The organism is Gaiella sp., from assembly GCF_035558935.1.
Classification (GTDB): Bacteria; Actinomycetota; Thermoleophilia; order Gaiellales; family Gaiellaceae; genus Gaiella.
Window position 1 is genome coordinate 21984 of record NZ_DATMBZ010000116.1, and the last position, 7098, is coordinate 29081.

At 73.4% G+C, this 7098-nt stretch carries 8 protein-coding genes and 1 tRNA gene; 6 read left to right on the top strand and 3 right to left on the bottom strand.

Annotation, left to right across the window (positions count from 1 at the left end; genetic code table 11):
- Nucleotides 1–43 precede the first annotated feature (43 nt).
- The 3 genes from VNM44_RS11435 to VNM44_RS11445 are packed head-to-tail and all read right to left on the bottom strand — an operon-like array spanning nt 44 to nt 2493.
- Complete coding sequence (locus VNM44_RS11435) at nt 44–811, bottom strand: dienelactone hydrolase family protein (protein ID WP_325626009.1); 768 nt, start codon at nt 809–811, stop codon at nt 44–46.
- Nucleotides 812–838: 27 nt separating this feature from the next.
- On the bottom strand, nt 839–1774 hold the full coding sequence (locus tag VNM44_RS11440) for a penicillin-insensitive murein endopeptidase (RefSeq protein WP_325626010.1): 936 nt from the start codon (nt 1772–1774) through the stop codon (nt 839–841).
- A 44-nt stretch (nt 1775–1818) separates the two neighbouring features.
- Nucleotides 1819–2493, bottom strand: a complete 675-nt coding sequence (locus VNM44_RS11445; protein ID WP_325626011.1) for a hypothetical protein — start codon at nt 2491–2493, stop codon at nt 1819–1821.
- 32 nt (nt 2494–2525) lie between these two features.
- Here VNM44_RS11445 and VNM44_RS11450 point away from each other — a divergent pair, with 32 nt between their 5' ends.
- The 6 genes from VNM44_RS11450 to VNM44_RS11475 all read left to right on the top strand — a co-directional run bounded on the left by VNM44_RS11450 (nt 2526) and on the right by VNM44_RS11475 (nt 7050).
- Nucleotides 2526–3206: a response regulator transcription factor gene (locus VNM44_RS11450; protein ID WP_325626012.1), complete on the top strand. Its 681-nt coding sequence runs from the start codon at nt 2526–2528 to the stop codon at nt 3204–3206.
- Nucleotides 3200–4540, top strand: coding sequence for a HAMP domain-containing sensor histidine kinase (locus VNM44_RS11455; protein ID WP_325626013.1), 1341 nt, complete (start codon nt 3200–3202; stop codon nt 4538–4540). The genes VNM44_RS11450 and VNM44_RS11455 overlap by 7 nt, the downstream gene beginning before the upstream one ends.
- Before the next feature lie 57 nt (nt 4541–4597).
- Nucleotides 4598–4882 (top strand): hypothetical protein, encoded by a 285-nt coding sequence (locus tag VNM44_RS11460; RefSeq protein WP_325626014.1) that lies wholly within the window; start codon nt 4598–4600, stop codon nt 4880–4882.
- Nucleotides 4872–5810, top strand: coding sequence for an FAD:protein FMN transferase (locus VNM44_RS11465; protein ID WP_325626015.1), 939 nt, complete (start codon nt 4872–4874; stop codon nt 5808–5810). The genes VNM44_RS11460 and VNM44_RS11465 overlap by 11 nt, the downstream gene beginning before the upstream one ends.
- Nucleotides 5807–6901 carry a ferric reductase-like transmembrane domain-containing protein gene (locus VNM44_RS11470; protein WP_325626016.1) on the top strand — a complete coding sequence of 365 codons (1095 nt, stop codon included), beginning with the start codon at nt 5807–5809 and terminating at the stop codon, nt 6899–6901. The genes VNM44_RS11465 and VNM44_RS11470 overlap by 4 nt, the downstream gene beginning before the upstream one ends.
- Before the next feature lie 77 nt (nt 6902–6978).
- Nucleotides 6979–7050 (top strand) — tRNA-Arg (locus VNM44_RS11475).
- Nucleotides 7051–7098: the final 48 nt, after the last annotated feature.

The following is a 7098-nucleotide window of genomic DNA, read 5'->3' on the forward strand; positions in this document are numbered from 1 at the left end:
GTCGAATCGTCCCGCAGGCGACCGCCGGCTCGTCGGTCGCCGCTCAGGCAGGGCTGTGTCGCTCGATGAACGCGAGCGTCCGCTCCCAGGCGTCGGCGGACTGCTCCGCGTAGTCCTCCTGGCGGCGGTCGAAGAAGCTGTGCGGCGCGCCGTCGTACACGACGACCTCGTGCTCGATGCCCGCCGCGGTGAGCGCCTCGTCGAACGCGGCGTTGTGCTCCGGGAGGATGTTCTGGTCGTCGCCCGCCTGGAGGGCGAGGATCGGCGCCTCGAACTCGGCCGCGCGCTGCGTCGGCCCGGGCGCCCCGTTCCGCTCGCCCGTCGAGCCGTAGAAGCCGACCGCACCGGCGAGCCCGTGCCCGCCCGCTGTCGAGAGCCACGCGTGCCGGCCGCCGAAGCAGAAGCCGACCGCGAACACGACCTCGCAGTCCCCGCCCGCAGGCGAGCGCAGGTGCTCGACGGCCGCGCGGACGTCTTGCTGGATCCCCTCGGGGGTCGTCTGCGCGACGTGATCCATGTACGGGAACTCGTCGTCGCGCTTCGAGACGCCGGCCGTGCGCCCGAAGTAGTCGAACGCCACGGCGGCGTAGCCGCGCTCGGCGAAGCGGAGCGCGAGCTCCTCGTAGAAGCGGTAGAGGCCGCGGACGTCGGGCAGCACGACGATGCCGACTCGGGCGCCGTCGTCGGGCTGCGCCGCGAACGCGGCGAGCCTCGTTCCGTCCGCCGCCTCGAGGACGACGTCCTCCGACCGGACGGGCGCCCCGCCCGAGATCGCAGGGATCGGCGGAACGGAGTCGAGCTCGAAGCACATCGCCGCCCGACCCTACTCCTCCGCCTGTCACTCGGGCGGCGCGCCGAAGCGGACGTGCATGTGGTTCTCGTGATTCGGGTACGGAATGACGACGCCGCTCGGGCCGTGGAGCCCGGTCGAGAACCCGACGAAGACCATCTTCGCGCCCGCGGCCACGAAGCGGTCGAGCAGGTCCTGCGCGAGCGGCCGGTCGATCTGGCTCGTCGCAATCGGGGCTCGGAGGTGTCGGTCGAGCCGCGGGTAGTAGATGTCCGCGTCGAGCCCGTTCTGGTGCGAGACGTGCTGGTCCATCCGTCCGCCGTGGCGGAGGCTGATGTCCCCGACGACGACCTTCGGCGCGTCCGGGTGCGCCGCCCGGAAGGCCGTCACCACCGCGAGGATCCGCCGAATGGTGTGCTCGTTCCCGTACAGCCGCCAAGGGAGGTTCGGGGTCGAGTCCGTGTTCGGGTTCCACGTCACCCAGTCGGGGCCCTCGACCGGAAGCTGCGTCCCGTCCACGAGGCTGCCGGAGTACTGGAGGCCGACCGAGCGCGCGTGGTGCCATTCGACGCGGACGGGCTCGGTCTTCGGGGCCTTGACCGGCGGCGCGGGCTTCTCGGGCAGCTGGAAGCCGAACTCGTCGGCCCGGAAGGTGAGGCTCGGCGGATCCTCGAGCAGCGGCCCGAGCTCCTGCGCGGCCGCGCGATGCCGGAGCGCGGCGATCGGCAGCATCGTCGCCGAGCCGAGGACGAGCGCGACCGCCGGCACGGTGCGCGTCGCGAGCCGTCGCCGCCGCGCTGCCTGGGCCGCGAGGCGTCGGCGCCGCGACTCGTCGAGCCCCGTCGGGACGGGTGCGAACAACAAGTCGAAGAGATCGGTGGCGCCGGGCGGCAGGGCCACTGCGGCGGCTCCCGAGGGCTGCGGCTGCTCGCGGAACCAGAGCACGTCCGTGTCGAGCCACACCTCGTCGAACCGCCAGCCCATGAACCGACGTCCTTCGCCCGTAGGACGGAGGTTCCTCCGCCCGGTTATCCGTCGAGGCCGACGTACTGGTGCCACGGGCCGGCGAGGTGCACCGTGGCGACCGCCAGCACCAGACCGGCGACGAGCGAGCCGGCGAGGAGCCAGCGGCGCAGCGACGAGCCCGGCAGGGGCTCGTCGCTCCGCCAGTCGGCCGCGGCGAGCCGCGGCACGCGCAGGAAATGAGCGAGAACGTGGGCGGACATCGCGGCGACCCACACGGCGAAGCTCGCCTTGTGGAGGCCGAGCACCACGCCTCCCGCCGGGCCGAGCACCACGAGGGAGACGCCGCTCGCGAACAGCCCGACGGTCGAGAGCACGACGACCGGTCCGAGCAGGCGCAGGAGCGGATGCGGCGGGCCGTCCGCCCGGTACGTGCGATGGCCCGTGTAGTAGCGCAGGAAGCGATAGCCGGTACTGGCGAGCTTCAGGCCGACGAGCGGCACGAGCAGCATCCCGATGAAGACGTGCGCCGACACGAGGGGCCCGATCGCGAGCAGCGTCAGGCCCTCGGCCGCGAGCAGCACGAGGAGGATCGCCGCGGTCGCCGCCGTCAGGCGCGTGTTGCCTTCGCTCCCGCCGGTCCGCACGACGGGACGGGCGCCGACGCGCATCCTCGTCTTCCCCTCTCGCGACACGTCGAGCACGGGCCCCATCTGACCCGACCCGGATGAGAGGACCATGAGAGCCCTCCGCTGCGACCACAATGCACGCGATGCGCGTGCTGGTCGTGGAGGACGAGCCCAAGCTCGCGGCCCTGGTCGCCCGGGGCCTCGCCGAGGAAGGACACCCCACCGACGTCGCGACCAACGGCGACGACGCGGTCTGGATGGCCCGCGCGAGCCCCTACGACGCGATCGTGCTCGACGTCATGCTGCCGGGACAGGACGGATTCGAGGTCTGCCGCGAGCTCCGCGCCGCGGACGTCTGGACGCCGGTGCTCTTCCTCACCGCGCGCGACAGCGTCGAGGACCGCGTCGGCGGCCTCGACGTCGGCGGCGACGACTACCTCGTCAAGCCGTTCTCGTTCCCGGAGCTGCTCGCGCGGCTGCGCGCGCTGACGAGGCGCGGCCCGGTCGAGCGGCCGACCGTGCTCGAGGTCGGGTCGCTGCGGCTCGACCCGGCGGCCCACCGGGTCTGGCGGGACGACACCGAGATCGAGTTGTCGGCGAAGGAGTTCACCCTGCTCGAGGTGTTCATGCGGCAGCCCGGAACGGTGCTCACGCGCCTCGAGCTGCTCGAACGCGGGTGGGACATGGCCTACGAGACCCGGTCGAACGTGGTCGACGTCTACGTCCGCTACCTCCGCGAGAAGATCGACCGGCCGTTCGGCTGCCATTCGCTCGAAACCGTGCGGGGCGTCGGCTACCGATTGCGCGAGCCCTCGGGGTGCTGAGAAGGATCCCGATCCGCTGGCGGCTCGCCGCTGCGTTCGCAGTCTCAATGGCGGCGCTTCTCCTCGCGCTCGGCGGCTTCGTCTATCTCCGCGTCGAGGACGCGCTCCGCAGCTCGGTCGACCAGGACCTGCGCGCACAGTCCGCGGAGTCGCTCGCCCACGCGGAGGACGGCTCGCTGCTCGACACGGACGCGCGCCGGTCCGGGATGGTCGCCCAGGTCGTCGGCCCGGACGGGCGGGTCGTGCAATCGGATCCGGTCTCGCTTCCTGCGCTCCTCGATCCGGCCGTCGTGGCGGCGGCGCGGCGCGGCGACGTCCTGACGACTGTCTCCCTCGGAGCCGGGGAGCTGAATCGCTGGCGCGTGCTCGCCGCCCCGGACGGAGATCGGGTGCTCGTCGTCGCCCACCCGCTCCGCCAGACGGAGGAGACGCTTCACCGCCTCTTCGGCGGCCTGCTCGTGGCCGGGCCGCTCGGGCTGCTCCTGGCGACGCTCGGCGGCTACCTGCTCGCCGCTGCGGCGCTGCGGCCCGTCGAGTCGATGCGACGCCGCGCGAGCGCGATCTCCGCGACGACGCCCGGCGCGCGGCTCCCGGTGCCGCCGAGCCGCGACGAGATCCACGACCTCGCGACGACCCTCAACGAGATGCTGGCGCGGCTCGAGGCGGCGCTCGAGCACGAGCGCCGCTTCGTCGCCGACGCGAGCCACGAGCTGCGCACGCCGCTCGCGCTCCTGAAGACCGAGCTCGAGCTCGCCCTCCGCCGCCCCCGGAGCGCAGAGGAGCTCCGTGCGGCCGTCGGCTCGGCCGCCGATGAGACGGACCGGCTCGTTCTCCTCGCGGAGGACCTGCTGCTCATCGCGCGCTCCGACCAGGAGGCGCTCGGCCTGCGGATCGAGCCCGTCGATCTCGGCGAGCTGGCGCGCTCGACCGCCGACCGCTTCGCCGAGCGGGCGTCGCACGAGGGTCGACGGATCGCGGTCGAGATCCCGACGGACACGGAGGTGCCTGCAGACCGGCTCCGTCTCGAGCAAGCGCTCCGCAACCTCGTCGACAACGCGCTCGGCCACGGCGAGGGGACGGTCACGATCAGTGCCCGGCGAGAGGGTGCGGGGGTCGAGCTACACGTCCGGGACCAGGGGCGCGGGTTCTCGTCGGACGTCGCCGCGCGCGCCTTCGAGCGGTTCTCGCGTGGCGACGACGCACGCGGTCGCGGGGGGAGTGGCCTCGGGCTCGCGATCGTCGAGGCGGTCGCGCAGGCGCACGGGGGCTCGGCGGGCATCGCCCGAGACGGCGGAGGCGCGGACGTCTGGATCTCGCTTCCCTCGACACGCTGAGCCGCTTCCGAGCGGCCTCTCATCCCGTTCTCATGTCGCGCGCCTACCGTCGGTCACGTGGATACGAGCGAACGTCCAGAGCGCCCCGGACGGCGACATCGGGCCCGCCTCGGGCTGCTCCGCCGCCGGGCGGCAGCGGCCTCCGCGCTCGGCTTCGCCGCGTTCCTCGGCCTCGCGGCACAGCACGCGGTCGGGTCCACCAAGAGCGCGGCGAAGACCGCGTCGTCGTCGCCGGCCTCCGCCCCGGCCACGTACTTCGACGAGCGTGCGGGCGGGTACGCGTTCGACGACGGCTCGGCGGCGCCGCTTTCGCCGCCGGTTGCCCAGACGAATGTCTCCTGAGCTCGCCGTCCCGTGCGGCATGTCGTCCCACCGGTTCCGCGCGATGGGGTCCGAGATCCAGCTGCTCGTGTCCGACCGCCTGACGCGCGAGGCGACGCAGGCCGTGGAGGCGCTGTTCGCGGAGTGGGAGGAGGCACTCAGCCGGTTTCGGCCGCTGAGCGAGCTCTCGCGGCTCAACGCGAGCGCCGGGACGCCTATGCGCGTCGGCCCGATCCTCCTGGGCGCGGTCGAGGCGGCGCTCGAGGCGGCGCGCGCGACCGGCGGCCTCTTCGACCCGACGCTGCGGCACGAGCTCGTGCGCATCGGTTACGACCGGTCGTTCGAAGAAATCGGTCATGCACGCGGGCGGGTGGCCCGTCCGCGCGGCGGCGGTGCCTGGCGGCGGATCGCCGTCGACCGCGCAGCCGGCGTCGTCACCCTGCCGCCGGGCGGCGAGCTCGATCTGGGCGGGATCGCCAAGGGAATGGCGGTCGACGCGTCGCTCGACCTGCTCGCGCGCCTCGGAATCGACGCGGCGCTGGTGAGCGCCGGCGGCGACCTCGCCGTCCGCGGGCTCCCGCCTGGCGCCGGAGCCTGGAGCGTGCTCGTGGGTGGTGATCCGAATGGCCCGGTCGTCCCGCTCGTCCGGGGCGCGCTTGCGACCTCCGGGATCGCCCGGCGCCACTGGCGGCAAGGCGAGATCGAGCGCCACCACCTCGTCGACCCGGAGACGGGAGAGCCGGCGGGGAGCGGGCTCCGCGAGGTGACCGTCGCCGGCGGCACGTGTCGCATCGCCGAGGCCGGTTCGACCGCAGCGTTCGTCGCCGGACCGCGGCTCGCGCCCGGCGTCCTCGAGCGGCTCGGGCTCGCCGGGTTGCTCGTCACGAACGCCGGGGCGCAGATCCGCGTCGGCCGCTGGCCCTCGTACGACCTCCCGCACGCAGCGTGACCACCTGGAACGCGGTCACGTGGGACACGGCGCGCGCGGGCGGCCTGATCGCCTACGTGCTCCTGACGACCGCCGTCGCGCTCGGGCTCGTCCTCCGGAATCGCTGGCAGTCGAGTCGCTGGCCGCGCCTCGTCACGAACGAGCTGCACGGCTACGTGTCCTTGCTCGCCCTCGTCTTCATCGCGGTCCACGTCTTCGCGGTCGCGATCGATCCCTTCACCCACTTCGGGCTCGCCGCCGTGCTGGTTCCCTTCGCCTCGCATTACCGGCCCATATGGATGAGCCTCGGCATCGTCGCGCTCTACCTCCTCCTCGCGGTGTGGGTCAGCTCGCGGCTGCGCCGCCGGATCGGTCATCGCCTCTGGAGGCAGATCCACGTGCTCGCCTTTGCCGTCTACGGCGCGGCGACGCTCCACGGGCTGGGGACGGGAAGCGACACGCGAACCATCTGGGCCGCCGCGCTCTATGCGGGCAGCGTCGGGCTGGTCGGCGCGCTGCTCGCGGTCAGGCTGCTCGCACCGGCAGGACGTGAGGCACGGCGGCGTCCGCTCGCGGCGGGCGTGGCAGCCGTGGCCGTCCTCGTGGCGGCCGCGTGGTCGCTCGGCGGCCCGTTCGCGCCCGGCTGGTCGGCGCGCGCGGGCGGCACGGCGGCCCGTGCGGCGGTCGCCGCCGCCACGGCGCCTCGACGTGCCCGTCCCGTCGCAGCGCGACTCCCGTCGGCCGTCGTGCAGACGCCGTTCACCGCCCGGTACGCGGGCACGCTGACGATCGGGCAGGTGAACGAGCAGGGCCGGCTCACCCTCCGCATCGACGGCGCGCTCCGCGGCGCGACGAAGGACCACCTCGAGATCCTCATCCACGGCATCCCGCTCGAGGACGGCGGCGTGGCGATGGAGCAGAGCCGCGTCCGCATGGGGACGACGACGGCCCTGTACCGCGGCGAGATCACGTCGCTCCACGGCACGAGCCTCGTCGCCGCGCTGCGCTCACCACATCAGCGTCTGCGGGTCGACCTGACGCTTCGCATCGGCCGGGACGGCACCGTCGTCGGCCGGGCGCGCGGCACGGCTGCACCGGCCGCAACCGCCTGACCGCAATCGGGCGCCGTCTTTCCGCGTCGAGCGACGCCGCAATCCCCGGCTTTCGACGCCGCTACCCTCACCGGCGCGCCCCCGTAGCTCAGTGGATAGAGCAGCGGTTTCCTAAACCGCGTGCACTGGTTCGATTCCAGTCGGGGGCATCCCCAGTAGCTACGCCGATTTCGCCTGAAAGCCCTGTAAAGCCGCCG

Coding starts and splice junctions, on each gene's coding strand:
- VNM44_RS11465 (WP_325626015.1), top strand. CDS start 4,872: ATGTCTCCTGAGCTCGCCGTCCCGTGCGGCATGTCGTCCCACCGGTTC.
- VNM44_RS11450 (WP_325626012.1), top strand. CDS start 2,526: ATGCGCGTGCTGGTCGTGGAGGACGAGCCCAAGCTCGCGGCCCTGGTC.
- VNM44_RS11435 (WP_325626009.1), bottom strand. CDS start 811: ATGTGCTTCGAGCTCGACTCCGTTCCGCCGATCCCTGCGATCTCGGGC.
- VNM44_RS11440 (WP_325626010.1), bottom strand. CDS start 1,774: ATGGGCTGGCGGTTCGACGAGGTGTGGCTCGACACGGACGTGCTCTGG.
- VNM44_RS11445 (WP_325626011.1), bottom strand. CDS start 2,493: ATGGTCCTCTCATCCGGGTCGGGTCAGATGGGGCCCGTGCTCGACGTG.